The sequence below is a fragment of the Aeromonas bivalvium genome (assembly GCF_000819765.1).
GTDB lineage: Bacteria > Pseudomonadota > Gammaproteobacteria > Enterobacterales > Aeromonadaceae > Aeromonas > Aeromonas bivalvium.
The window spans coordinates 13730-38029 of sequence record NZ_CDBT01000009.1 but is presented as its reverse complement, the minus strand read 5'-3'; the positions used below and the strand labels follow the sequence as shown (position 1 = coordinate 38029).

26 protein-coding genes are annotated in these 24300 nt (G+C 64.3%); all 26 read left to right on the top strand.

Annotated elements, in window-relative coordinates; all coding sequences use genetic code 11:
- Positions 1–1758, top strand: a 1758-nt coding sequence (locus tag BN1119_RS20995; RefSeq protein ID WP_041994019.1) for a flagellar hook-length control protein FliK, incomplete at its 5' end; no start/stop codon positions are given.
- 56 nt (positions 1759–1814) lie between these two features.
- The gene (fliL, locus tag BN1119_RS03495) at positions 1815–2333 is read left to right on the top strand and encodes a flagellar basal body-associated protein FliL (protein WP_041994016.1); all 519 of its coding nucleotides are present in this window, start codon (positions 1815–1817) and stop codon (positions 2331–2333) included.
- Between the two features lie 7 nt (positions 2334–2340).
- Positions 2341–3411, top strand: a complete 1071-nt coding sequence (gene fliM, locus BN1119_RS03490) for a flagellar motor switch protein FliM (protein WP_041994013.1) — start codon at positions 2341–2343, stop codon at positions 3409–3411.
- Between the two features lie 42 nt (positions 3412–3453).
- Positions 3454–3849, top strand: coding sequence for a flagellar motor switch protein FliN (fliN, locus tag BN1119_RS03485; RefSeq protein ID WP_041994010.1), 396 nt, complete (start codon positions 3454–3456; stop codon positions 3847–3849).
- The gene (gene fliO / locus BN1119_RS03480) at positions 3846–4223 is read left to right on the top strand and encodes a flagellar biosynthetic protein FliO (RefSeq protein WP_041994007.1); all 378 of its coding nucleotides are present in this window, start codon (positions 3846–3848) and stop codon (positions 4221–4223) included. The genes fliN and fliO overlap by 4 nt, the downstream gene beginning before the upstream one ends.
- Positions 4210–4983, top strand: coding sequence for a flagellar type III secretion system pore protein FliP (fliP, locus tag BN1119_RS03475; protein ID WP_041994004.1), 774 nt, complete (start codon positions 4210–4212; stop codon positions 4981–4983). The genes fliO and fliP overlap by 14 nt, the downstream gene beginning before the upstream one ends.
- Before the next feature lie 10 nt (positions 4984–4993).
- On the top strand, positions 4994–5263 hold the full coding sequence (fliQ, locus tag BN1119_RS03470; protein ID WP_041993999.1) for a flagellar biosynthesis protein FliQ: 270 nt from the start codon (positions 4994–4996) through the stop codon (positions 5261–5263).
- Positions 5264–5282: 19 nt separating this feature from the next.
- Complete coding sequence (gene fliR / locus BN1119_RS03465) at positions 5283–6080, top strand: flagellar biosynthetic protein FliR (protein ID WP_041993996.1); 798 nt, start codon at positions 5283–5285, stop codon at positions 6078–6080.
- Between the two features lie 56 nt (positions 6081–6136).
- Positions 6137–7267 (top strand): flagellar biosynthesis protein FlhB, encoded by a 1131-nt coding sequence (gene flhB / locus BN1119_RS03460; RefSeq protein ID WP_041993993.1) that lies wholly within the window; start codon positions 6137–6139, stop codon positions 7265–7267.
- Between the two features lie 308 nt (positions 7268–7575).
- Positions 7576–9678 (top strand): flagellar biosynthesis protein FlhA, encoded by a 2103-nt coding sequence (gene flhA, locus BN1119_RS03455; RefSeq protein WP_041993990.1) that lies wholly within the window; start codon positions 7576–7578, stop codon positions 9676–9678.
- Positions 9679–9694: 16 nt separating this feature from the next.
- Complete coding sequence (gene flhF, locus BN1119_RS03450) at positions 9695–11122, top strand: flagellar biosynthesis GTPase FlhF (RefSeq protein ID WP_041993987.1); 1428 nt, start codon at positions 9695–9697, stop codon at positions 11120–11122.
- A complete protein-coding gene (locus tag BN1119_RS03445; RefSeq protein WP_041993984.1) occupies positions 11115–11999 on the top strand; it encodes a MinD/ParA family protein in 885 nt (294 codons plus the stop codon). Before flhF ends, BN1119_RS03445 begins: the two co-directional genes overlap by 8 nt.
- Entirely contained in the window at positions 11992–12708 is a 717-nt protein-coding gene (locus BN1119_RS03440; RefSeq protein ID WP_041993981.1) for an RNA polymerase sigma factor FliA, read from the top strand. Before BN1119_RS03445 ends, BN1119_RS03440 begins: the two co-directional genes overlap by 8 nt.
- Positions 12709–12830: 122 nt before the next feature.
- Positions 12831–13202: a chemotaxis response regulator CheY gene (gene cheY, locus BN1119_RS03435; RefSeq protein WP_425320766.1), complete on the top strand. Its 372-nt coding sequence runs from the start codon at positions 12831–12833 to the stop codon at positions 13200–13202.
- A 10-nt stretch (positions 13203–13212) separates the two neighbouring features.
- The gene (locus BN1119_RS03430) at positions 13213–13953 is read left to right on the top strand and encodes a protein phosphatase CheZ (RefSeq protein ID WP_041993975.1); all 741 of its coding nucleotides are present in this window, start codon (positions 13213–13215) and stop codon (positions 13951–13953) included.
- A gap of 148 nt (positions 13954–14101) precedes the next feature.
- Positions 14102–16294 (top strand): chemotaxis protein CheA, encoded by a 2193-nt coding sequence (locus tag BN1119_RS03425; protein ID WP_041993972.1) that lies wholly within the window; start codon positions 14102–14104, stop codon positions 16292–16294.
- A 32-nt stretch (positions 16295–16326) separates the two neighbouring features.
- Positions 16327–17454 (top strand): protein-glutamate methylesterase/protein-glutamine glutaminase, encoded by a 1128-nt coding sequence (locus BN1119_RS03420; protein WP_041993970.1) that lies wholly within the window; start codon positions 16327–16329, stop codon positions 17452–17454.
- Positions 17455–18192, top strand: a complete 738-nt coding sequence (locus BN1119_RS03415; protein WP_041993967.1) for a flagellar motor protein — start codon at positions 17455–17457, stop codon at positions 18190–18192.
- A gap of 2 nt (positions 18193–18194) precedes the next feature.
- Positions 18195–19112, top strand: coding sequence for an OmpA family protein (locus BN1119_RS03410; RefSeq protein ID WP_041993964.1), 918 nt, complete (start codon positions 18195–18197; stop codon positions 19110–19112).
- A 4-nt stretch (positions 19113–19116) separates the two neighbouring features.
- On the top strand, positions 19117–19911 hold the full coding sequence (locus tag BN1119_RS03405; RefSeq protein ID WP_041993961.1) for a ParA family protein: 795 nt from the start codon (positions 19117–19119) through the stop codon (positions 19909–19911).
- Complete coding sequence (locus tag BN1119_RS03400; protein ID WP_041993959.1) at positions 19908–20807, top strand: chemotaxis protein CheW; 900 nt, start codon at positions 19908–19910, stop codon at positions 20805–20807. The genes BN1119_RS03405 and BN1119_RS03400 overlap by 4 nt, the downstream gene beginning before the upstream one ends.
- Positions 20808–20854: 47 nt before the next feature.
- Positions 20855–21343, top strand: a complete 489-nt coding sequence (locus BN1119_RS03395) for a chemotaxis protein CheW (RefSeq protein ID WP_041993956.1) — start codon at positions 20855–20857, stop codon at positions 21341–21343.
- A gap of 102 nt (positions 21344–21445) precedes the next feature.
- Positions 21446–21832, top strand: a complete 387-nt coding sequence (locus BN1119_RS03390; RefSeq protein ID WP_084205269.1) for a DUF2802 domain-containing protein — start codon at positions 21446–21448, stop codon at positions 21830–21832.
- Between the two features lie 191 nt (positions 21833–22023).
- Positions 22024–22668 carry a cytochrome c biogenesis heme-transporting ATPase CcmA gene (gene ccmA / locus BN1119_RS03385; protein ID WP_041993950.1) on the top strand — a complete coding sequence of 215 codons (645 nt, stop codon included), beginning with the start codon at positions 22024–22026 and terminating at the stop codon, positions 22666–22668.
- Positions 22662–23330: a heme exporter protein CcmB gene (ccmB, locus tag BN1119_RS03380; protein WP_041993947.1), complete on the top strand. Its 669-nt coding sequence runs from the start codon at positions 22662–22664 to the stop codon at positions 23328–23330. The genes ccmA and ccmB overlap by 7 nt, the downstream gene beginning before the upstream one ends.
- Positions 23331–23559: 229 nt before the next feature.
- Positions 23560–24300, top strand: a complete 741-nt coding sequence (locus BN1119_RS03375) for a heme ABC transporter permease (protein ID WP_041993945.1) — start codon at positions 23560–23562, stop codon at positions 24298–24300.

Here is a 24300-nt window from a genome sequence, read left to right as displayed (position 1 = left end):
CCCCCGCCGATCGGCGGTGACAAGCGTACCGCGCCAGGGCTGGCGGGGCCCGCTGACGGCGCCGTGCTGGACGGTGACAAGGCCGACTTTGCCGAGCTGATGAGTCAGTATCGGCACGGGGGCGACGCCGCCCCGGTCAAGACGCACGCCAGGGAGGGCGAGATCCCCCAGGCCGCAGCGGACACCCAAGGGGAGCCGGGCAGTTTGCCGGCAGTGGCCGGGCGTCAAGAGACTGACGCCGCGCAGGTGGTGCCCGAGGGCCAGGCCGACGACGATGACGGGCCCACCCCGGGCCTGCCCGGGGACGACGCCTCTGCCATCATGGCTGGCAATCCCTTCCTGGTTCACCTGCACGACTCTCTCAAGCAGGACACCCGTCTGGTCGCCCCGGGCGAGTCCGCGAGCTCGGGGGATGGCAATTCCTTGCCGCCCGGCGCAGAGATCCCTGCAGCCAAGGGGGCTGCCCAGGCTGTTGGCGTGTCCAATGAGCCCAAATCCCATGGCCAGGACGAGGGCGCCGATGAGGCGGTCAAACAGACCCAGGGGGGCAAGGAGCGCCAGGGCGCCAAGGAGACCCTGGCCTCTGCCCTGCTCGCGGCAGCAGGGGACCATGAGGCCCTGGCCGGCGAAGGGGACGAGACCGTTGACGCGGATCCTGCCACCCGGCCGGGCGGCGCCATGACCACAGCACCCGTGACAGAAAAGGGGGCCGAGCAGAGCAATCCCCGGGATCCGCTTCCCGGTATGGGGCCCAAAGCGGGCCCTGATGGGGCGGTGAGCACCCCGGCCGATGCCTATGCCGCCGGCAATCGCCTCGCCCGGCAGTCGGACCAGGGGCAGCCTGCCGCCGACGGTGAGCAGGCCCTGACCCAGACCGAGACGGCCCCTCGCCAGGAGACGGCAGGCAAGGAGCGGGCCGCGCCCCAGATGGCAGCCCAGGCTCCGGCGGCCTCCGGGACGCAGCCGGCGGTGGCGCCGACCCTGGTGGCGCCCCAGCAGGTGCTGGCCCAGGCTCAGTCCCAGGGTAGCCAGGCCCCCCTGGCCAGCCTGCCCCAGGGCGGCGCGGCCGCGGCCATCGATGGCGCTGCCACCCAGATTCAGAAGGGGTCCCCCCTGGGGGCCAGAGGCCGGTTGGCGAGCCTGACCCGGGGCGAGGCCCAGGCCGCCGCCGATCCGAAGCGGGAAGAGGAGGCCCAGGGCGCCGGCCAGCAGCCGACCCAGGCTGCGGTGGGCGACGCGCGCACTGGCATTGTGGCCACCGGCCAACCCAGGGCCGAGGCGACCTCCTTGCCCCATCTGAAGCTGGCGAGCCAGGATGCCCCGGCCGAGCTGCAGCAGAGGGTCAACGTCATGCTGGCCGACAAGTTGCAGCAGGCTGAGATCCAGCTCGATCCCCTCGGCCTTGGCAAGATGAAGATCCAGATCCAGCTTGGTCAGGACAACCAGGCCAGCGTCAACTTCGTGGTACAACATGGCCAGACCCGGGAGATGCTGGAGCAGGCCATGCCCAGGCTCAGGGAGATGCTGGCGGGGCAGGGGCTCTCCCTCGGTCAGACCTCGGTGCAACAGCAGTCCCAGCAGCACTCCCAGCCGGGATCACAGCAGCAGGCCCAGGGGGGAGGCTTCTCCGAACAGGGAGGCCAGGGCCAGGGGGGCGAGGGTCGCCAGCCAGGCCGGCATGAGGGGGAAACCGGTGTCACCCGGCTCACTTTGTCCATGGATGCGGCAAACGAGAGCGGAATTGATTTCTATGCTTGATGCGCCCCAAGTTAAGTTTATGATATCGAACAAGTTTGATTGAGGGTGGACAAGAGATGGCAGACGATAGCGAACTGACGCTCCAGGATCCGGCGGCGGCCAGGAAAAAGAAGATGATCATCCTGGCCGCCATCCTGGTGGTGCTGCTCATCGGCGGCGGTGTGGCCGCCTGGTTGCTGCTCTCGGGCGGTGACGAGGCCGCCAAGGCCCAGACCAGCGCCCAGACCGACGGCCAGCCCCAGGATCCGGCCACCCAGCCCGCCCTCTATGTGGGGATGCCGCGCCCCTTCGTGTTCAACGTGACGGGCCATAGCCGGGATCGGCTGGTGCAGATCAAGGTGCAGTTGATGGTGCGTGGCGCCCCGAGCGAAGCCCTCGCCAAGCAGCATGTGCCCCTGATCGAGGGGACCCTGCTGCGGGTGTTCAGCGCCGCCAGCGCCGAGCAGCTGATCACCTTCGAGGGCAAGGAAAAATTGCGCAATGACTCATTGGAAGAGTGCCGTCGGGTCCTCAAGGACCTGACCTCTTCCCCCGTAATCGAACAAGTGCTGTTTACCGGCTTTGTAATGCAGTAGGTGAAGCGTGAGCGATCTGTTAAGTCAGGACGAAATTGATGCCCTGTTGCACGGGGTCGACGATGTCGAAGAGGAGGAGATAGGGGCGGCCGGGGATCCTGGCATCACCCAGTTCGACTTCTCTTCCCAGGATCGCATCGTCCGGGGCCGCATGCCCACCCTGGAGCTGGTGAACGAGCGTTTCGCCCGCCACATGCGCATCAGCCTGTTCAACATGATGCGGCGCACCGCCGAGGTGTCGATCAACGGCGTGCAGATGCTGAAATTCGGCGAGTACGTCCACACCCTGTTCGTGCCCACCAGCCTGAACATGGTGCGCTTTCGCCCCCTCAAGGGGACGGCCCTCATCACCATGGAGGCCCGTCTCGTCTTCATCCTGGTGGAGAACTTCTTCGGCGGCGACGGCCGCTACCACGCCAAGATAGAGGGGCGCGAGTTCACCCCCACCGAGCGGCGCATCATACAGATGCTGCTCAAGCTGGTGTTCGAGGATTACAAGGATGCCTGGGCGCCTGTGATGGATGTGGGCTTCGAGTATCTCGACTCCGAGGTGAACCCGGCCATGGCCAACATCGTCAGCCCCACCGAGGTGATCGTGGTGAGCTCCTTCCACATCGAACTGGACGGCGGCGGCGGCGACTTCCACGTGGCCATGCCCTACTCCATGCTCGAACCCATCCGCGAGCTGCTCGATGCCGGGGTGCAGAGCGACAAGGGGGACACGGACGTGCGCTGGAGCAAGGCCCTGCGCGACGAGATCATGGACGTCAAGGTGGAGCTCAAGGCCAAGCTGCTGGAGACAGAGCTCTCCCTGCGGGAGCTGATGGAGCTGCAACCCGGCGACATCATTCCGGTGGAGATGCCCGAGAACCTGCTGGTCTACGTGGAAGACCTGCCTACGTTCCACGCCAAGATGGGGCGCACCAAGGAGAATGTGGCGCTCAAGATTGTCGACAAACTCAAGCGACCGGACGGGGTCAAGACCGAGATGCACCTGGTCACCCGTGGCGGCGTGCGCATCGATGGCGAGGCCGAGCTCGAAGAGCTCGAGCGCAGCATCGATGATCCAAACCGATGACAGGCCAGGGGCCCGTCCAATCATGAACAGTAAGGAAGTAAGATGAGCACACCCGAAGACGAGCAGGATCTGATGGCCGATGCCTGGGCCGCGGCCCTGGAAGAGCAGGTCACTGCCGAGGTCAAGCCGGCTCCCCTCGAGGAGCTGAGGGACGATGCCCCCATCAGTGCCGAGGAGCGCCGCAAGCTCGACACCATACTCGACATCCCTGTGACCATCGCCATGGAAGTGGGCCGCAGCCAGATCAGCATCCGCAACCTGCTGCAGCTGAACCAGGGCTCCGTGGTGGAGCTGGACAGGGTGGCGGGCGAGCCCCTGGACGTGCTGGTCAACGGCACCCTGATCGCCCACGGCGAGGTGGTGGTGGTCAACGACAAGTTCGGGATCCGGCTGACCGATGTCATCAGCCAGATTGAAAGGATCAAGAAACTCAAATGATCCGGGTCGCTATCCTGCTGATGTTGCCGCTGCCCGCGCTGGCGCAGGCCAGTGCCGCGGCGCCGAGCCTCACCTCCTGGCTGCTGTCGAGCCTGATGGTCATCGGCCTCATCCTGGTGCTGGGTTTTTTGCTCAAGAAGAGCAAGCTGACCGCCCAGCTCGGTGGTGGCCAGATGAAGGTGATCGCCAGCCTGCCCCTCGGTTACAAGGAGAAGCTGCTGGTGGTCAAGGTGGGGGAGCAGCAGCTGCTGATCGGCGTCACTCCCCAGCAGGTCAATTTCCTCTATCGCCTGGAGGAGCCGCTCGATGAGCGTCAGCCTCAGGCCTTCGCCCAGCAACTGGGCAAGCTGATGGCACGCCATGACAAAGAGTAACGGGACCCACTTCCTCTCCGGGACGAGACGCTGGCCCTGGCTGTTGCTGCTGCTCTCGCCCCTGGCCCTGGCCCAGGATGGCATGTCGGCGGTGACCGTCACCACCCTGGCCGACGGCAGTCAGGAGTACAGCCTGACCCTGCAGGTGCTGGCGCTGATGACGGCCCTCTCCTTCCTGCCGGCCGTGGTCATCATGATGACCTCCTTCACCCGCATCATAGTGGTGCTCGGGATCCTCAGACAGGCCATCGGCCTGCAGCAGAGCCCCTCCAACCAGGTGCTGATTGGCATCGCGTTGTTCATGTCGTTCTTCATCATGTCCCCCGTGCTGGATCGCATCAACGAGGAGGCGCTGCAACCCTATCTGGCCGAGACCATCAGCACCCAGGAGGCGCTGGCCAAGGCCCAGCTCCCCCTCCATCAGTTCATGCTGGCCCAGACCCGGGTCAAGGATCTCAACACCTTCATGGAGATAGCCGACGTGCAGGTGGAGACCCCTGCCGAGGTGCCGCTGCGGGTGCTGATCCCGGCGTTTGTCACCAGCGAGCTCAAGACCGCCTTCCAGATAGGCTTCATGCTGTTTCTGCCCTTCCTGGTCATCGACCTGGTGGTGGCCAGTATCCTGATGGCCATGGGCATGATGATGCTCTCCCCCATGCTGGTCTCCCTGCCGTTCAAGCTGATGCTGTTCGTCATGGTGGATGGCTGGAACCTCATTCTGGGATCCCTGGCCAACAGCTTCGGCCTGGGTGCGGGATAAGGGAGGCGCCATGTCACCGGAAACCTTCGTCGATGTGTTTCGAGAGGCGCTCTGGCTGGTCACCATCATGGTGTGTGCCGTGATCCTGCCCAGCCTGATGGTGGGGCTGGTGGTCGCCATCTTCCAGGCGGCCACCTCCATCAACGAGCAGACCCTGAGCTTCCTGCCCCGGCTGGTGGTGACCTTGCTGGCCCTGGGGGCCGGGGCCCACTGGGGTTTGCAGAGCCTGATGGACTTCTTCGTGCTCATGGTGAGCCAGATCCCCGAGGTGGTGGGATGAGCGGCGCGGGGCAGGGGTCGTGACCTTCTCCAGCCAGCTCATCCTGGAGTGGCTCGCCTCCGTGCTCTGGCCCCTGGCCCGCATCAGCAGCCTGCTGATGGTGATGGCGGTGTTTGGCAGCAAGCTGGCCCCCATGCATGTGCGCATGGGGCTCTCGCTTGCCCTCAGCTTCCTGGTCGCCCCCCTGTTGCCCCCCATGCCCCAGGTGGCGCTCTTCTCCCTGGGCAGTTTCCTGATCCTCGGCCAGCAGATCCTGATCGGCGTGGCCCTCGGCCTGATGACCCAGTTCCTGATGGAGAGCTTCGTGATGGCGGGCCAGGTGATCTCCATGCAGACCAGCCTGGGGTTCGCCTCCCTGGTGGACCCCATGAACGGCCAGTCCGCCCCCGTGGTGGGCCAGTTCTACCTGATGCTGGCGACCCTGGTGTTCCTCGCCCTGGACGGTCACCTCATCATGCTGCGCATGGTGATCCTGAGCTTCGATACCTTGCCGGTGGGCGACGGTGGCCTCTCGGTCGCCTCCTTGCGCACCCTGGCGGGTTTTCTCGGCGTCATGTTCCAGGCGGCCCTGGTGATGTCTCTCTCTGCCATCGTCGCCCTGCTGCTCATCAACTTCGCCTTCGGGGTCATGACCCGGGCCGCCCCCCAGCTCAACATCTTCAGCATCGGCTTTGCGGTCAGCATGATCTCGGGGCTCTTCATCCTCTGGCTGACCATAGGCGGCTTCCTCGGCCACTTCGATGCCCTCTGGCAGCGGGTGCAGGAGACCAGCTGCCAGCTCATCGAGACCCAGTGCCTGGGAGGGACCCATGGTTGAAGGGCGGGCATTGACCTTGGCCCTGACGGCCCCCTGCTCACGGGAGGCAGGCCACCATGGCTGATTCCGATCAGGAACGTACCGAACAGGCGACGGGCAAGCGATTACAGCAGGCCCGGGAGAAGGGGCAGATCGCCCGATCCAAGGAGCTGGGCACCGCCAGCGTGTTGCTGGCCGCCGTGTTCGGGCTGCTGATGGTCAAGGAGTCCCTGGCCACCGCCATGCTCAAGGTGATGACCATGGGCTTTACCCTGGAGCGGGAGCAGGCGTTCGACCCCAGCGCCATGTGGACCATGGTGCCGACCCTGGTCGGCGAGGTGGTGTTTCCCCTCGGGCTGCTGTTCGCCCTGGTGGCCCTGGCGGCCTTCATCGGCAATACCCTGCTCGGGGGCCTCAACTTCTCCAGTCAGGCCATGATGCCCAAGTGGAGCAAGCTCAGCCCCCTCGCCGGTCTCAAGCGGATGTTCGGGGTGCAGTCCCTGGTGGAGCTGGTCAAGTCCATCGCCAAGGTCCTGTTCATCACCTTGTTTGCCTGGTGGATGTTGTCGAGCCAGTTCGATCACCTGCTCAACCTCTCCCTGGAGGCCTTCCCCGGCGGCATCATAGATGCCCTCGAGCTGTTTCTGTGGATGCTGATCATCCTCTGCTGCGCCCTGCTGCCCATCGTCGCCATCGATGTCCCCTTCCAGAGCTGGAACCATGCCCGCCAGCTCAAGATGACCAAGCAGGAGGTCAAGGACGAGTACAAGGACTCCGAGGGCAAGCCCGAGGTGAAGGGGCGCATCCGGCGCCTGCAGATGGAGATGGCGGCGCGCCGCATGATGGGGGACGTGCCCAAGGCCGATGTCATCATCACCAACCCGACCCACTATTCGGTGGCCCTGCAATACGATCAGGGCAAGCCCGGGGCGGCGCCCAAGGTGCTGGCCAAGGGGGTGGACGAGGTCGCGCTCAAGATCCGCGAGATAGGCCGGGAGTACGAGATCCCCATACTGCCGTCCCCGGCGCTGACCCGCGCCATCTACCACAGCGCCGAGATTGGCCAGGAGATCCCCGAGGGGCTGTTTGCCGCCGTGGCCCAGGTGCTGGCCTATGTCTATCAGCTCAAGAAGTTCCGCCGTGGCCGGGGTCGTCGCCCGCAGCCCCTGGGCAAGGACCTGCCCATACCTCCTGAATACCGCAAGTAACGCCAGGGCCGCAGCCCGCAGCCTCTTGGCAAGGACCTGCTCACCTCTCCTCCGGAATACCGCAAGTAACGCCTTGGCTGTGGTCCGCAGCCCCTGGGCAGGGACCTGCTCATTGCGCCGGCATACCGCAAGTCACGCCGGGGCCGCTGCCCGCAGCCTCTTGGCATCCCCCGCAAGCGCCCCATCAGGCCGCAGCTGACAAACTTCTGACACAGTCAAAATAAAAGCATTATAAATCAGCAAATTGCTTTATTGGCTCGATGTTTGCTTTAATCCCTCTCATCTGGGATCAAGAACTGAGAATCGACATGACAGTGCGGGCATCATTGGGCCGATTGAAAGCGTACCGCGGGATAGTGGGCAAGGGGCTCGGCACACCGCTGCTGGTGTTGGCCTCCCTCGGCATGGTGGTGCTGCCCATCCCGCCCCTGATGCTCGATACCCTCTTCTCCTTCAATATCGCCCTCTCCATCGTGGTGCTGCTGGTGGCCGTCTATACCCGCCGTCCCCTGGAGTTCGCCGCCTTCCCGACCGTGCTGCTGATTGCGACCCTGCTGCGTCTGGCCCTCAACGTCGCCTCGACCCGGGTGGTGCTGCTGGAAGGCCACAACGGCGGCGACGCCGCCGGCCATGTGATCGAGGCGTTCGGCAACGTGGTGATCGGTGGCAACTATGCGGTGGGCATCATCGTCTTCCTCATCCTGGTCATCATCAACTTCGTGGTGGTCACCAAGGGGGCCGGGCGGATTTCTGAAGTCAGCGCCCGCTTCACCCTGGACGCCATGCCCGGCAAGCAGATGGCCATCGATGCGGACCTGAACGCCGGCCTCATCAACCAGGAGGAGGCGCGCAAGCGCCGCGCCGATGTGACCCAGGAGGCGGATTTCTACGGCTCCATGGACGGTGCCTCCAAGTTCGTCAAGGGGGATGCCATCGCCGGTATCATGATCCTCTTCATCAACATCATCGGCGGCTTCATCATCGGCATGATGCAGCACCAGCTCAGCTTCGGCGAGGCGGCAGAGGTCTATACCCTGCTCGCCATCGGTGACGGCCTGGTGGCCCAGATCCCCTCGCTGCTGCTCTCCATCGCCGCCGCCATCATAGTGACCCGCCAGAACACGGATCAGGACATGGGCACCGCCATGCTGGGCCAGCTGTTCGACAATCCCAAGGCCCTGGTCATCTCCGCCAGCATCCTGCTGATGATGGGGCTGGTGCCCGGCATGCCGCACCTGGCCTTCCTGAGCCTGGGCGGTGTGGCCGCGGCCGGGGCCTGGTGGCTGCTGCGCCGGGAGAAGCAGAACCAGGCCAAGGCGGCCAGCGGTGAACTCTTGCCGGCCAGCGGGGATGCGTCCGTGGAGCAGAAGGACTTGAGCTGGGACGACGTCATGCCGGTGGACATCATAGGCCTCGAGGTCGGCTATCAGCTCATTCCCCTGGTGGACAAGAGCCAGGGCGGGGAGCTGCTCAACCGGATCAAGGGGGTGCGCAAGAAGCTCTCCCAGGAGCTGGGTTTCCTGGTGCCGGCGGTGCATATCCGCGACAACCTGGATCTGGCCCCCAACCAGTACCGCATCACCCTGATGGGGGTGAGCACGGGGGAGGCGAACGTCTACCACGACAAGGAGATGGCCATCAACCCGGGCCAGGTGTTCGGCCAGATCCAGGGCATCCCCACCCAGGACCCCGCCTTCGGGCTGGAGGCGGTCTGGGTCGGCAAGGATCAGGTCTCCCAGGCCCAGACCCTGGGCTATACGGTGGTGGATGCCGCCACCGTGGTCGCCACTCACCTGAGCCAGATCCTCTCCAACCAGGCGGCCCTGCTGCTCGGCCATGACGAGGTGCAGCAGTTGCTGGACATGATAGGAAAACATCAGAGCAAGCTGGTGGAAGGGCTGGTTCCCGAGGTGATCAGCATGGGCAACCTGGTGAAGGTATTGCAGAATCTCCTCAACGAGGGCGTGCCTATCCGCGACATGCGCACCATACTGCAGACCCTGGTGGAATACGGGCCCCGCAGCCCGGATCCCGAGGTGTTGACTGCGGCCTGCCGCATCGCCCTGCGTCGCCTCATCGTGCAGGAGATAGCGGGTCCGGATCCCGAGTTGCCCGTCATCACCTTGGCGCCAGAGTTGGAACGTATATTGCATCAATCCTTGCAGGCGGGTGGGGGCGAAGGGGCCGGCATAGAACCGGGCCTGGCGGAGCGGATGCAACGCTCCCTGCTCGAGGCCACCCAGCGGCAAGAATTGGAAGGTCAACCGGCGGTGCTTCTGACATCGGGGATCCTGAGAAATACCCTGGCCAAGTTTGTCAAGAATGCCATTCCAGGATTGCGCGTCTTGTCCTATCAGGAAGTACCGGATGACAAGCAGATCCGTATTGTCAGCGCGGTAGGGCAGCACTAGTTAGCGGAGATGACGGGTGAAGATTAAGCGGTTTTTTGCCAAGGATATGCGCACGGCCCTGGCCGAGGTCAAAGAGACTCTCGGGCCGGACGCCGTCATCATGTCCAACAAAAAGGTCACGGGCGGGGTCGAGATCGTCGCCGCCATCGACTACCAATCCCAGGTCACGGTGCCGAGGGATGTGCCGGTTCGCCGCCAGTTGAACGAAGAGAGCGTCAATATTTCGTCTGCGGCGCGTCAGGTGGCGCGACCGGCAAGTGGACGCGGCGAGGCGCCCACCGGCGGCCAGAGCCGCAATGAGCAGTATGCCGATACCCTGGCCGCCCTGCTGGCCCGTCAGCAGCAGCTGGCTCCGAACCAGTCGAGCGGACTGGGGGCAGGTCGCCCGGCGCCCCAGGCGGCCGAGGCGCCCCGTACCCTGGCGGAACAGGGTAACTGGGCCGCCCCGCAGCCGGCCAAGCCGAGGGCCAGACCCGCGCCGGCGCGGGCACCCCAACCCCAGCGCGACCAGGAGATGGAAGGGATGCGCCAGGAGATGGCCTCCATCCGCAAGCTGCTGGAGCACCAGATCTCCGGCCTGATGTGGCAGGAGGTGGAACGTCGCGAGCCGATGCGGGCCCTGCTCATCAAGGAGCTCAAGAAGATAGGGTTCGATGACGCCTTCGCCGATCAGCTGGCGGGTCTCATCCCGGAAGAGATGTCCATTCATCAGGCCCTGGCCCAGCTGGCCGAGGTGCTGACCGCCCAGCTCAAGGTGAGCGAGGACGAGATCCTGCGCCAGGGGGGCGCGGTGGCACTGCTCGGGCCGACCGGGGTGGGCAAGACCACCACCATCGCCAAGCTGGCGGCCCGTTTTGCCATGAAATATGGCGCCGAGCAGGTGGCGCTCATCACCACGGACAACTACCGGATCGGCGCCCACGAACAGCTGCAAACCTATGGGCGCATCATGGGTTGCCCGGTGCGCCAGGTGCGCGATGCCGAAGAGCTGGCCAGTGCCCTCTATCAATTCCGCCACCGCCGCCTGGTATTGATCGATACTGCCGGCATGGGGCAGCGGGATGTCAGGCTGACCGAGCAGCTCGACACCCTGGTCAAGAGTGCCAAGGTGCAGATCCGCAGCTACCTGGTGATGTCGGCGACATCCCAGCGCCGGGTCATGCAGGAGGCCATGGATCACTTTCGTCGCATTCCCCTCTCCGGCTGCATCCTCACCAAGCTGGACGAGAGCATCAATCTGGGGGAAGTGATCAATGTGTGCATCCAGAATGCGTTGCCCATCAGCTACATCACAGATGGTCAGCGGGTTCCGGAAGATATTCAGATAGCCAACGCAGCCCAGCTCGTCGGCGCGGCCATGGGGTCGCTGGACCGGGAGAGCGAAGAGCCCTACTTCTGGGGCGCTGGGTTTGGTGAGGGCGAGGATTTAGATTCTTATGAGTAACATACCTATGGATCAGGCGAGTGGTCTGCGCAAAATGCGTTCAAATAACCGAGTGAAAGTGATCGCCGTCTCCGGTGGCAAGGGGGGCGTCGGCAAGACCAACGTCACCCTGAACGTGGCCGGTGCCATGGCGGCCCAGGGCAAGCGGGTGATGGTGCTGGATGCCGACCTGGGGCTGGCCAACGTCGACGTCATGCTGGGACTGAGGGTGCACCGCAACCTCTCCCATGTGCTGGCGGGGGAGTGCACCCTGGACGACATCATCGTCGAGGGACCCTACGGCATGATGATAGTGCCGGCCACCTCGGGCACCCAGTCCATGGTCGAGCTGTCGCCGGCCCAGCACGTGGGGCTGATCCGCGCCTTCAGCGAGATGAAGACCCAGGTCGACATCCTGCTGGTGGACACGGCCGCCGGCATCTCCGACATGGTGCTGAGCTTTACCCGCGCCGCCCAGGACATCATGGTGGTGGTGTGCGACGAGCCCACCTCCATCACGGATGCCTACGCCCTCATCAAGATCCTCTCCAAGGATCACGGCGTGTTCCGCTTCAAGGTGGTGGCGAACATGGTGCGTTCCCTGCGAGAAGGGCAGGAGCTCTATGCCAAGCTGACCCGGGTGACCGACCGTTTCCTCGATACCTCCCTCGAGCTGGTCGCCTGCATTCCCTATGACACCAACTTGCGTGCCGCGGTGCGCAAGCAGAAACTGATCGTCGAGGCCTTCCCCAAGTCGCCTGCCGCCCTGGCGTTCCGCGCCCTGGCCAACAAGGCGGCCAGCTGGCCCATCCCGCACCAGCCGGGCGGTCACCTGGAGTTCTTCCTGGAAAATCTGCTGCAAAAACCGGCCATCACAGAGGAAGGATCTCGTGAATAAAGCCCAAGCCTACCTGCGTCATCAGGATGCCTATGTGCTGGTGGAGCGCCACGCTCCGCTGGTGAAACGGATCGCCCAGCATCTGTTGGCTCGTTTGCCGAGCAGTGTCTTGCTGGATGACCTGATCCAGGCAGGTATGATTGGGCTGCTCGAGGCCTCTCGCAACTTCGATGGCAGCAAGGGGGCCAGTTTCGAGACCTATGCCGGCATCCGCATTCGCGGTGCCATGCTCGACGAGATCCGCCGTGGCGACTGGGTGCCCCGTTCGGTTCACCGCAACAGCCGCACCATAGCGGATGCCATCGAGAACGTGGAGCAGGCCCATGGCCGCGATGCCCGCGACACCGAGGTGGCCGCCTACATGGGGGTGGGCCTTGGCGAGTATCACGCCATGCTGCAGGATGTCTCCTGCGGCAAGATCATCGGCATCGAGGATCTGGGGGTGAGTGAAGACGTCATCGGCGGGCCCGAGGCGGGCAACAACCTCGGTTTCGACGAGCTGGCGGCGGAACGCTTCCAGGCGGCCCTGGCCGAGAACATAGGCCGGCTGCCGGAGCGGGAAGCCCTGGTGCTCTCCCTCTACTACGACGAAGAGTTGAACCTGCGCGAGATTGGTGAAGTATTGAACGTAAGTGAGTCTCGGGTGAGCCAGATCCACAGCCAGGCGATGCACAGATTGCGTGCTCGCCTGCGAGATTGGCACGCATAAGCGAGTCATGGCTACACTGGCCCCCGACTCTCAGGCATAATCCGCACCCTGCAACCTGCGCTAACGCATCATATGAGTGAGCCGCCCTGGCGGCTATCTAGGAGGAAAATTTGGACAAGAACATGAAAATCCTCATCGTCGATGACTTCTCGACAATGCGCCGGATTATCAAGAACTTGCTGCGCGATCTCGGCTTCAATAACACCCATGAGGCGGACGATGGCAACACGGCGCTGCCCATGCTCAAGAATGGCGACTACCAGTTCGTGGTCACCGACTGGAACATGCCCGGCATGCAGGGCATCGACCTGCTCAAGGCGATCCGCCTCGACGACAAGCTCAAGCACCTGCCGGTGCTGATGGTCACCGCCGAAGCCAAGCGCGAGCAGATCATCGAAGCGGCCCAGGCCGGCGTCAACGGTTACATCGTCAAGCCGTTCACCGCCGCCACCCTCAAAGAGAAACTCGACAAGATCTTCGAGCGGATCGGCTAAGGGGCCCGCCATGACGGCCAAAACGAGTGCCATTATCTCCCTCGAGCAGGCGAGAAGGCTGGTCGCCCACCTGGAACAGGGCGAGTTCGAGTCGGCCGACGATCTGCTCGCCGACATCTGCGCCCCCAATGCGGCGGCCCTGTTCGACAAGGTCGGCCAGCTGACCCGTCAGTTGCATGACTCCCTGCGTGACTTCCAGCTCGACCCCAGGCTGCCCTCCCTCGCCAATGAGGAGATCCCCGATGCCCGCGAGCGGCTCAACTATGTCATCGACATGACGGACAAGGCGGCCAATCGCACCATGGATGCCGTCGAGGCCAGCCTGCCCATCGCCGATCGCCTCAATGACAATATCCAGTTGGTACTGCCGAACTGGCAGGCCCTGATGTCGCGGGAACTCGGCCTGGGGCAGTTCAAGGCGCTCTGCCATCAACTGGATGATTTTATTAAGGCTTCCGAATCCGATGCCGATAAATTACGACAACTGCTGACCGATATCCTGATGGCTCAGGATTTCCAGGATTTGACCGGCCAAATGATCCGCCGGGTGATCACCCTGGTGCAGGAGGTCGAGACCAAGCTGATCGAGATGCTGACCATGTTCGGGGACGCCTCGGCCGAACCGAGTGCCACCAAGGCCGCCATCAAGGGTATTGAAGCGGAAGGCCCCATCATGAATCCGCATACCCGCAGCGACGTGGTCAACGGTCAGGATGATGTGGACGATCTGCTGTCCAGCCTCGGATTTTAACGGTCTGCCGCCCGGGCTCGCGCTCGATGAGATAAGTGGTTCCGTCGTGCCGCCGCGCCCGATGCGAGACGGGCAGAGTGCCTCTGCCCAGGGCCCCTGTGACAGGGACGGATCAGTTGTTCAACCCCGGATTCTAATGGAGTGACGAATGGCCTTCGAAGTTGATGAAGACATACTGCAAGACTTTCTGGTCGAAGCATCCGAAATTTTGGAACAGTTGTCTGAACAACTGGTCGAACTCGAGAAGCGCCCCGACGACAAGAACCTGCTCAATGCCATCTTTCGCGGTTTTCACACCGTCAAGGGGGGCGCCGGCTTCCTGTCGCTGACCGAGCTGGTGGACGTCTGCCATGGGGCCGAGAACCTGTTCGACATGTTGCGCAACGGCAAGCGAACCCTCAGCGCCGAGCTGATGGACGTGATCCTGCAGGCCCTCGATGCCATCAATGTCATGTTCGCCCAGGTCCAGAACCGTGAGCCGATCAGCGCCGCCGCCCCCGAGCTGCTGCACGATCTCCATGAGCTGTGCAAGCCCCAGGGGGAGGAGCAGCTGCTGAGCGTTTCCAGCACCAGTCCGGAGCCCGTGGTCGCCCCCGAACCCGAGCCTGAGCCCGAGAGCGCCCCTGCGCCCCTGGCCGGCAATGGCGGCACCATAGACGAGATCTCCGACGACGAGTTCGAGCGCCTGCTCGACGAACTGCACGGGGCCGGCGGCGCGCCGACCCAGGCCGCGCCTTCTCCCGCCCCGGCCCCCGCCGCCAGTGGCGACATCACGGACGACGAATTCGAAGCCCTGCTCGACCAGCTCCATGGCCAGGGCCAGCATCTGGGGGCTCCGGCGCCCAATCCGCTGCAGTCGGTGCAAAGCGAAGTGGATGCCCTCATCGATGATGACGAGTTCGAGCGCCTGCTCGACGAGCTCCATGGCCGTGGCCAGGGCCCCGCCGTCACCATGAAGTCGGCGGCGCCGGCCACCCCGGCATCGGCCCCGACTCCGACGCCAGCCGAGCCGGTGGTCGCCAAGGCTGCGGCGCAGCCATCGTCTCCCGCCGCCCCGGCCCCTCTGGCTGGCAAGACTGCTGCCCAGCCCTCGTCTCCTGCCGCTTCGGCTCCCGTGGCCGGCAAGGCCGCACCCAAGCCCGCGGCGCCCGAGAACGCCGCCGCCGTCCAGAGCGACAGCACGGTGCGGGTCGACACCAAGACCCTGGACGTCATCATGAACATGGTGGGCGAGCTGGTGCTGGTGCGTAACCGCCTGGTGAGCCTCGGCATCGCCAGCAACGACGAAGAGATGTCCAAGGCGGTCGCCAACCTGGATGTGGTGACGGCGGATCTGCAAGGGGCGGTCATGAAGACCCGGATGCAGCCCATCAAGAAGGTGTTTGGCCGCTTCCCCCGGGTGGTGCGCGACCTCGCCCGCAGCCTGAAAAAAGAGATTGAACTGGTCATGGTGGGGGAGGAGACCGACCTTGACAAGAACCTGGTGGAGGCCCTGGCCGACCCCCTGGTTCACCTGGTGCGCAACTCCTGCGACCACGGCGTCGAGATGCCGGACGTGCGGGAGAAGGCGGGCAAGCCCCGTCAGGGCACCATCACCCTGAGTGCCTCCCAGCAGGGGGATCACATACTGCTCTGCATCGAGGATGACGGCGCCGGCATGGATCCGGAGAAGCTCAAGTCCATCGCCATCAGCCGTGGCGTACTCGATGCCGACAGCGCCGCGCGCATGAGCGACACCGATGCCTACAACCTGATCTTCGCCCCCGGCTTCTCCACCAAGGCCGAGATCTCCGACATCTCGGGCCGCGGCGTCGGCATGGACGTGGTCAAGACCAGCATCGTCAGCCTCAATGGCTCGGTGCACATCGATTCCACCTTCGGCAAGGGCACCCGCCTCGAGATCAAGGTGCCGCTGACCCTGGCCATCTTGCCGACCCTGATGGTCGAAGTGGGGGAGCAGACCTTCGCGCTGCCGCTCGGCTGCGTCAACGAGATCTTCCACCTGGACCTGAAAAAGGCCAATGTGGTGGACGGCCAGCTCACCATCATAGTGCGGGATAAGGCGATCCCCCTGTTCTACCTGCACAAGTGGCTGATGCGCGGCGCCAGACGCCAGGGCAATCAGGAGTCGGGTCACGTGGTCATCGTCCAGATCGGGACCCAGCAGGTCGGCTTCGTGGTCGACAATCTCATCGGGCAGGAAGAGGTGGTGATCAAGCCGCTGGATAACCTGCTCCAGGGCACGCCGGGCATGGCGGGCGCCACCATCACCAGTGATGGCGGCATCGCGCTCATTCTCGATGTTCCCAGTCTGCTCAAGGCCTATGCGCGCAGACAATAATCCTTCGGGTCCAAGGAGTTAGAAAAATAACAATGGCAGTCAAGGTATTAGTCGTCGACGATTCGAGCTTCTTCCGCCGCCGGGTCAGCGAGATCATCAATCAGGATCCCCAGCTGACCGTCATCGACACGGCCCAGAACGGCCGTGAGGCGGTGGACAAGGCCATCGCCCTGCGCCCCGATGTCATCACCATGGACATAGAGATGCCCGTGCTCGATGGCATCAGTGCGGTGCGGGAGATCATGGCCAAGTGCCCCACCCCCATACTGATGTTCTCCTCCCTGACCCATGAGGGAGCCCGCTCCACCCTGGATGCCCTGGACGCCGGGGCCCTGGACTTTTTACCCAAGAAATTCGAAGACATCGCCCGTGACAAGGATGAGGCGGTGCGCCTGTTGCAGCAGCGGGTCAAGGAGATAGCCCGCAAGCGCTTCCTGATGTCCGCCCGCCCGCAACCGGTGGCGAGCGCCCCCGTCGCCAAGGCGGCGTCCGGGGCCGCCTCCCTGCGCGAGCGCCCCCTGCTGGCCGAACGACCCGCGCTGGCGGAGCGGCCTCAACCTGCCGCCAGCTTCAAGCGCAGCGGCAAGAGCTATCAGCTGGTGGCCATCGGCACCTCCACCGGCGGCCCGGTGGCGCTGCAAAACGTGCTGACCAAGCTGCCCCTGGATTTCCCCCATCCGATCCTGCTGATCCAGCACATGCCGGCCACCTTCACCGCCGCCTTTGCGGCTCGCCTCAATGGCCTGTGCCAGATCGGGGTCAAGGAGGCGCAGGATGGCGACGTGCTCAAGCCCGGTCACGCCTATCTGGCGCCGGGGGGCAAGCAGATGCTGCTGGAGGGACGCGGCGCCGGCGCCCGTCTTCGCATCATCGACGGCAACGACAAGGTCAACTACAAGCCCTGTGTCGACATCACCTTCGCCTCTGCCGCCAAGACCTATGGCGACAAGGTGCTGGCCATCGTGCTGACCGGCATGGGGGCCGATGGCCGTGACGGGGCTCGCCTGCTCAAGGAGCAGGGGGCCACCATCTGGGCTCAGGACGAGGCCTCCTGCGTGGTCTACGGCATGCCCCAGGCGGTCGCCAAGGCGGGGATCGCCTCCGAATCCCTGCCTCTGGACAGGGTCGCCCAGCGCATTCTGGTCGAGTTGGGCCGCTAGATGGGATGGCTCGGTCTCCTGCTGGCCCTGGTGGCCATCGCCCTCGCCCAGTGGTGGCATGGGGGCAGCTTGCAGACCCTGCTCGACGGTCCCGCCTTCCTCATCGTGGTGGGGGGGACCCTGGGGGCCGTCATATTGCAGACCCCGCGCCAATACCTGTTGCAGGCCTGTGCCCAGCTCGGCTGGGTGTTCAATCCCCCGGCCTGGGATCTGGCCCGCCAGGGGGAGCGGCTGCAACGCTGGGCCCAGCTGGCTCGCCAGCAGGGGCTGCTGGCCCTGGAGGAGTCGGCGGACGAGGAGACGGATCCCTTCACCCGCCAGGGGCTGGCCATGCTGGTGGACGGGGTGCCGGTGGAACAGATCCGCCAGCTGCTCGAGTCCGACATCGACCTCAGTCAGGAGCGCAACGAGCACGCGGCCAGGGTGTTCGAGGCCATGGGGGGCTATAGCCCGACCATCGGCATCATAGGGGCGGTGCTGGGCCTTATCCAGGCCATGTTCCACCTGGAGGATCCGGCGGCGCTCGGCGCCGGCATCGCGGTGGCCTTCGTGGCGACCATCTACGGGGTGGGCTTTGCCAACCTGATCTACCTGCCCCTGGGCAACAGGCTGCGCGCCTTTCATTACCACTATGGCCTCTATCAGGAGATGACCCTGGAGGGGCTGCTGGCCATCGCCCATGGCGACAACAGTCTGCAGCTGGAGCGGCGGCTCAAGAGTTACCTCAAGGGGGAGTGAGCATGCGCAGGCGCTATCGTCTTCACCTGAGGGGCCATGAACAGCTGGACCGCTGGCTGGTCTCCTATGCCGATTACATGACCCTGATCTTCGCCCTGTTCGTGGTGCTCTATTCGGTGGCCATGGTCGACAAGGACAAGTACCGGGCGGTGATCGAGGGGATGACCCAGGCGTTCGAGGGGCGTCCCCTGCAAGGGGAGGGGCTGCTGGAGCGGGAAGGCCCCGCCATCCTGCCCCCGGCAGGGGCCTCGGGCAAGCCCCTGCTCGCCGAGGCCGCCCAGGCCCAGGCGAGCGCCCTGGCCCCCATCTCTGGGGTTCCCATCGCCCAGGAGGGAGAGCCCCTGGCCGAGCTGGACGATCGATTGCGCAAGGCGCTGGCCCCCTTGCAGGATGCCGGTCTCATCGACATCAAGCGGGACGAGGAGTGGCTCAATATCGCCCTGGATTCGGCGCTGCTGTTCTCGAGCGGCAGCGCCTTCATGGGGCCCAATGCCTCGCCCCTGCTCAATAGCCTCTCAAGTATTCTCAAACCGGTCGATAACTATGTGAGGGTGAGGGGCTATACCGATAACCAGCAGATCCATAATGAGATTTTCAGCTCCAACTGGGCGCTGTCTGCGGCCAGGGCAGAGGCGGTGCTCGGCGCCCTCATTGTCGAGGGCGTGCGGCCGGAGCGGCTGGCTTTCGAGGCGTATGGCGAGTTTTCCCCCTTCGCCAGCAATGAAACCGAGGCCGGCAGGGCCAAGAATCGTCAGGTGGTGGTCGCCATCTCCCGCCTGCGCTGGGTGGCCCCGGTCACACCGGCCCCCGAGCCCGTCATGGCCAGGCGCGAAGCGGCGGCGCCTCGGCCGGACGCACAGGACATCAACGTCATTGCCTTACCGGGCGGCGGCATACGAATTACCACGAGACAGGATTAACACTGTGATTGTCTGGGCGGTTGCCAATCAAAAGGGTGGGGTAGGTAAAACCACCACAGTCGTCTCACTGGCCGGGATCCTCGCCCAGAAGGGGCAAAGGGTGTTGCTGATCGACACGGATCCCCATGCCTCCCTCACCTCCTATTTCGACTATGACTCGGATCGGCTCGAGGGGACCCTCTACGAGCTGTTCCAGGCGGTCAAGCCCAGCGCCGAGCTGGTCAACAAGGTGACCCTCAAGACCCGGTTCGACAACATCAGCCTGCTGCCGGCCTCCATCACCCTCGCCACCCTGGACAGGGTCATGGGCAACCGGGAGGGGATGGGATTGGTGCTCAAACGGGCGCTGCTGCGCATCCAGGACAGCTATGATTATGTGCTGATCGATTGTCCTCCCGTGCTCGGGGTCATGATGGTCAACGCCCTGGCCGCCTGCGATCGCATCCTGGTGCCGGTGCAGACCGAATTCCTGGCCCTGAAGGGGCTGGAGCGGATGATGAAGACCTTCGAGATCATGCAGCGTTCCAAGCGGGACAAGTTCCGCTTCACCGTGATCCCGACCATGTTTGACAAGCGGACCCGGGCCTCCCTGATGACGTTGCAGTCCATCAAGGAGCAGTATGGCGAGGCGGTGTGGAATGCCGTCATCCCCATCGACACCAAGTTTCGGGATGCCAGCCTGCAACACATGCCGCCCTCGATCTTTGCCCCCGGCAGCCGGGGTTGTTATGCCTATCAGACGTTATTGACCCACCTGGACGCCCTGGAGCGTAAACGGGTGCAGGAGGTGGTGGTATGAGTGAGATCACCCAGACCCGGGCGATGGATGACTATTTCCATTCCCTGCTGATCGATGATTTGTTGCAAGATGAGCTGCTGCAAGAGGAGGCGCCGCCCCTGGTCCCGGCCCGTCAGCCCCTGGCGATCCGCCAGCGTTCTGTCCCCTATGCGGAGGTGGAGCCCGAGCGCAGGGCCCAGCTGAGCGAGTTGCTGGCCCAGGTGAGCAAGGTGCGGGTCGACATGGATGCCCTGGGCCAGGAGCCGCAGCGCGACGCCTTCGCCCTGGCGAGCGAGGTCAGCCCAGTGCCGAGTGCGTTGGCGGCCGAGCCCGAACCCAGGGTGGAGATCGAGACCGAGACTGTGCTCCCCCAGGCGCAGGTCGAGGTGGCGGTGCCGCTCGCGCCTCCCGAGGTGCAGACCGCCAACCTTGAGGCCGCCGTCGTCGCCCCGGCGCCGGAGGCCTGGCAGAATATCGAGGTGGGCAACGAGTTTCAGGCCCTCTTCTTCGAGGTGGCCGGGGTCACCTTCGCCGTGCCCCTGATGGAGCTTGGCGGCATTCATCAACTGGGGGAGGTCAGCGCCCTGTTTGGTCAGCCCAAGTGGTATCGTGGCATCATGACCCAGCGGGAGCAGCAGATGAGCGTGGTGGACACCGCCCTCTGGGTGATGCCGGATCAGGAGCTCGAGGTGACCGATTATCAATATCTGATCATGCTGGGTGAGTCCAACTGGGGACTGGCCTGCCACCACCTGAAAGGGACCGAGCTGTTGCATCGGGATCAGGTCAAGTGGCGCCACCAGGAGGGCAAGCGCCCCTGGCTCGCCGGCATGGTCAAAGAGAAGATGTGTGCCCTGCTTCACGTCAGGGAGTTGCTGGTACTGCTGGCGCGGGGCGTCAATATCACGGGGCGCTGATCGCCACCCTTCGCCGGAACGAGACGTTTTCATACAAGGAACAAGACATGACAGAAAAGCGCAATATTGCCCAGAACCTGGCGGAAGACGAAGTGTTGCAGTGGGTCACCTTCCAGCTCGAGAACGAGACATATGGCATCAATGTGATGCAGGTGCAGGAGGTGTTGCGCTACACCGAGATAGCCCCTGTGCCCGGCGCGCCCGACTATGTGCTCGGCATCATCAACCTGCGCGGCAACGTGGTGACCGTCATCGACACCCGCTCCCGTTTCGGCCTGCCCGGCGGTGAGGTGAGCGAAAACTCCCGCATCGTCATCATAGAGGCGGAGAAGCAGGTGATCGGCATCATGGTCGACAGCGTGGCCGAGGTGGTTTACCTTCGTTCCTCCGAGATAGACGCGGCGCCCGCCGTGGGCACAGAGGAGAGCGCCAAGTTCATTCAGGGGGTCAGCAATCGCGATGGCCAACTGCTGATCCTGGTGGATCTCAACAAGCTGCTGTCAGACGAAGAGTGGGACGATATCGGCTCCCTCTAAGGCTGCGGCCAATGGATGAGGCCGGGTTTGCCCCTTTGCCGGGGCGATGCCGGCCCGTGCGCCGGGTTGAACCTGGCGCGAGCAGACGAGGATGACAGATTGATAGTTGAAGCGATTGCCTTGGGGTTGTCCCTGCTGGCGCTGGGGGTGGCACTGGCCGGATGGCGCCAGGCGCGCCGGGCCGGGCAGGAGTCCGAGGCGAAGGCGGCGGCCCTGCAGGGGCAGCTCGAGAGTCTGCGCAAGCAGATGATGGAGCTGCACAGCGGGGCCATCGGCATGGGCCAGCGACTGCAAGGGGTCGAGACCCTGGCGCAGCAGCTGGGGGATCGCCAGCAGGAGCTGACCCTGCAGGATCCGGATCGCCGGCTCTACAGCCGCGCCGCCAAGATGGTGGAGCTGGGAGCGGATCTGGACGAGGTGATGAACGAGTGCGAACTGCCGAAGGCGGAAGCCGAGTTGTTGATCTCATTGCGAAAGGGTCGACCCTGATCCCCGGGAAGGCTGCGGCCTTCCCGTTGCATTTCCCTCCCATGACCCCTTGGCCGGCGCTTGCCGGCAACGGACGAGCCCGCAGCGGGATCTCTCCCACAAAACCGACGCCGGCTGCCCATCTTTGAAAAGACCCATTCCAATACTGTGTTAAGATGCAGGCCGCTCCTTTTTCATCTGAACCCGTCCCCATGCTGCTTGACGTTCACAATCTGAGCTGCGTGCGTGAAGATCGCACCCTGTTTGAGCACCTCTCCTTCTCCGTCTCCCCCGGCGATCTGCTGCAAATCGAGGGCCCGAACGGGGTGGGCAAGACCAGCCTGCTGCGTCTGCTCATCGGCCTCTCCCAGCCCTTTGCCGGCGAGGTACGCTGGAATGGCGAGAACATTCGCCATTGCCGCGACGACTACCATGACCAGTTGCTCTACCTGGGCCATCAGCCCGGGGTCAAGGGGGGACTCACCCCCCTCGAGAACCTCGGTTTCTACCAGAAGCTGCATCAGAGCGATGCCGATGGCGCGGATCTGTGGCAGATCCTGGCCCGGGTCGGGCTGGCCGGCTTCGAGGATTACCCCAGCGCCCAGCTCTCGGCGGGGCAGCAGCGGCGCGTGGCCCTGGCCCGGCTCTGGCTGAGCGAGCGTCCGGCACTCTGGGTGCTCGATGAACCCTTCACCGCCATCGACAAGCAGGGGGTCAAGGTGCTGGAGCGGCTGATGCTGGACCATGCCGATCGCGGCGGCATGGTGGTGCTCACCACCCACCAGGAGATGAGCCTGATGCAGGGGCGGATCAAGAGCCTCTCCCTCGCGTCTCGCCCCATGGAGGCCGCATGCTGAACGCCGTGCTGACCCTGATCCGGCGCGAGCTGCTGATGGCGTTTCGCCAGCGGGCCGACATCCTCAATCCGCTCTGGTTCTTCCTCATCGTCATCACCCTCTTCCCCCTGGGGATAGGCCCAGAGCCCCAGCTGCTGGCGCGCATCGCCCCCGGCATCATCTGGGTGGCGGCCCTGCTGGCGGCCATGCTCTCCCTGGAGCGGCTGTTTCGGGATGATTTTGCCGACGGCGCCCTGGAGCAGATGATGCTGATGCCCCATCCCCTGGGCCTACTGGCCCTGGCCAAGGTGACGGCCCACTGGCTGCTGACCGGGCTGCCCTTGCTGCTCATCTCGCCCCTCATCGCCGTGCTGCTCTCCCTGGACCTGAACACCTGGCTCGCCATGGCGGCGACCCTGGCCCTGGGCACCCCCATCCTCAGCCTGCTGGGGTCGATTGGCGTGGCCCTGACGGTGGCCCTGCGCAAGGGGGGCGTGCTGCTCAGCCTGCTCATACTGCCGCTCTATATCCCTGTGCTCATCTTCGCCACCTCGGCCATCGAGGCGGCGAGCATGGGATTGCCCTACAGCGGCCAGCTCGCCATCCTGGGGGCCATGCTGGCGGGGGCTCTGACCATGACCCCGTTCGCGGTCTCGGCGGCGCTGCGGGTGAGTGTGAACTGACGAGGGTGAGGAAATATTGACCGCCTTCACCGACCCTGTTCACCCTGGGTTGGCATTGGTCGGGGATAATGCGCGCGCCTGCCCGGCCCGACGCCGCCCTTTGCGGGCCAATAGGTTGCGATGGATCAAGGAGAGTGCCGCTTATTTCTTTCGGGGTATTTGCACGCCGGGAGCAGTGAGTAAGGTAGGCGGCGCCGACGATATCAATAACAGAAAGGTTTTGTGAGCTATGTGGAAATGGTTGCACCCCTATGCCAAACCGGAGCAGGCCTATCGCCTGGCGGGCCGGCTACTGCCCTGGTTTGCCGTGATCAGCCTGCTCGCCTTCATCATAGGCACCGTCTGGGGGCTGGCCTTCGCCCCCGCCGACTACCAGCAGGGTGACTCCTTCCGGATCATCTATCTCCATGTGCCCGCCGCCATTCTCTCCATGGGGGCCTACTCCACCATGGCCATCGCCGCCTTCATCGGCATGGTGTGGCAACTGCGCATGGCGGACATGACGGTGGCCGCCATCGCCCCGGTCGGCGCCGTGTTCACCTTCATCGCCCTGCTCACCGGCGCCGCCTGGGGCAAGCCCATGTGGGGCGCCTGGTGGGTATGGGATGCCAGGCTCACCTCCGAGCTCATTCTGCTGTTTCTCTACCTGGGGGTCATCGCCCTCTACAACGCCTTCAGCGACAAGGTGGTGGCGGGCCGCGCCGCCGGTATCCTGGCCCTGGTCGGCGTCATCAATCTGCCCATCATCCACTACTCGGTGGAGTGGTGGAACACCCTGCATCAGGGCGCCAGCATCACCAAGCTGGCCAAGCCCTCCATCGCCCCCAGCATGCTCTGGCCCCTGCTGGTGATGATAGTGGCGTTCGCCACCTTCCTCGGCGCCCTGACCCTGATGCGTTTTCGCAACGAATTGATCATGCGCGAGTGGCACAGACCCTGGGTCAAGGCCCTGGCCGAGCGGGAGCAATGA